This window comes from Magnetospirillum moscoviense (assembly GCF_001650635.1).
Lineage (GTDB): Bacteria > Pseudomonadota > Alphaproteobacteria > Rhodospirillales > Magnetospirillaceae > Magnetospirillum > Magnetospirillum moscoviense.
The window spans coordinates 1-1063 of sequence record NZ_LWQU01000082.1; the positions used below are offsets into that span (position 1 = coordinate 1).

Annotated in this window: 1 protein-coding gene; it reads right to left on the reverse strand. The window is 56.7% G+C overall.

The window, feature by feature from the left end; genetic code table 11:
* Positions 1-43: 43 nt before the first annotated feature.
* Positions 44-712, reverse strand: a complete 669-nt coding sequence (locus A6A05_RS03920) for a DUF3644 domain-containing protein (RefSeq protein WP_082910681.1) — start codon at positions 710-712, stop codon at positions 44-46.
* Positions 713-1063 lie beyond the last annotated feature (351 nt).

Below are 1063 nucleotides of genomic sequence, written 5' to 3' on the forward strand. Positions count from 1 at the left end.
TCCTTCCGATCCATCGCGCAAAACCTCCCGCGTTTCCGCCATTCTACACGATATCAATACGAATTGCGAATAGAGCCAAATTTATGCAGCACGCCTGGAGCTTGGCACTCACCGCCTCGTCGATCCGGCTGGTCGACCGATGTTCGATCTCGTGTCGAAGCTCCAGCAAGAAACTCAGGTTCGCCCCCATCCCGCCTGGTACCGGGCAGCGGGGATGATTGAGGCACTTCGCTAAATCCCAGTACATGTCCTGGCCGTGCTTGGTTTGCTTCACCGTCCCGTCGGCGTTCAGATACCTGTAGTCGATACGCTCGCGACGGAACCACGCATGGAGGAGATACGTCCAGGCGATGATGCTGGTCACGATGAACAACTCAGCGCGGAAGGTTAGGCCCGCGCCATTGAAAATATGTACTGCCGCGATCATCGCCTCTCGGGCTTTGATAAGGAGTTCATCCCCTCGAAGGCTCAGGCCAGTTTGCGGATCGACTTCGGGCCACGTGGCGAAAAAATCATCCAGCTCTTCGGTCGAAGCTGCCCTGACCGCCACATGTTTTTTCCCGGTGCGAATTTCGGCGATGACACGGTGGTTGACCGACCTCGTGGGGCGAGTGAAGTAGGCGAGAATGTCTTGGTCATTACGGCCCTTCGCCAGCATCGCTTTGACCAATGCGATTTCCCATCGTTCCAGCGGTGTACCGTGCCGAGCCATTTGAAGATCTTGCCGCAGTGAGGTTAAACGCCATTGTTCTTTCAACCATAGCGGATGTCAACCGCAGAGCTAGGGCTTTGGCTTTGGCCCTGATACGGGATTACGACGCCACTGCACCGAATTCAAAAGTCTGCTTTATCGCCCCCAGCGACCAATACCGCGTCCGTCTCACCGAACTGCCACTTCGGCGACGGCCAGACCAAAAAGGGATGGTTGCCGAAAGCAAACATGGTCGATTACCAGCAAGCCCGCCCGAGCGCCCCCCCCTCGACCGCATAGGCGTTAACATAGCCTGGACAGGCGGGCGTGAGCGTGATTCAAGATGGAATGACTCATCCATCATGCCCCCCT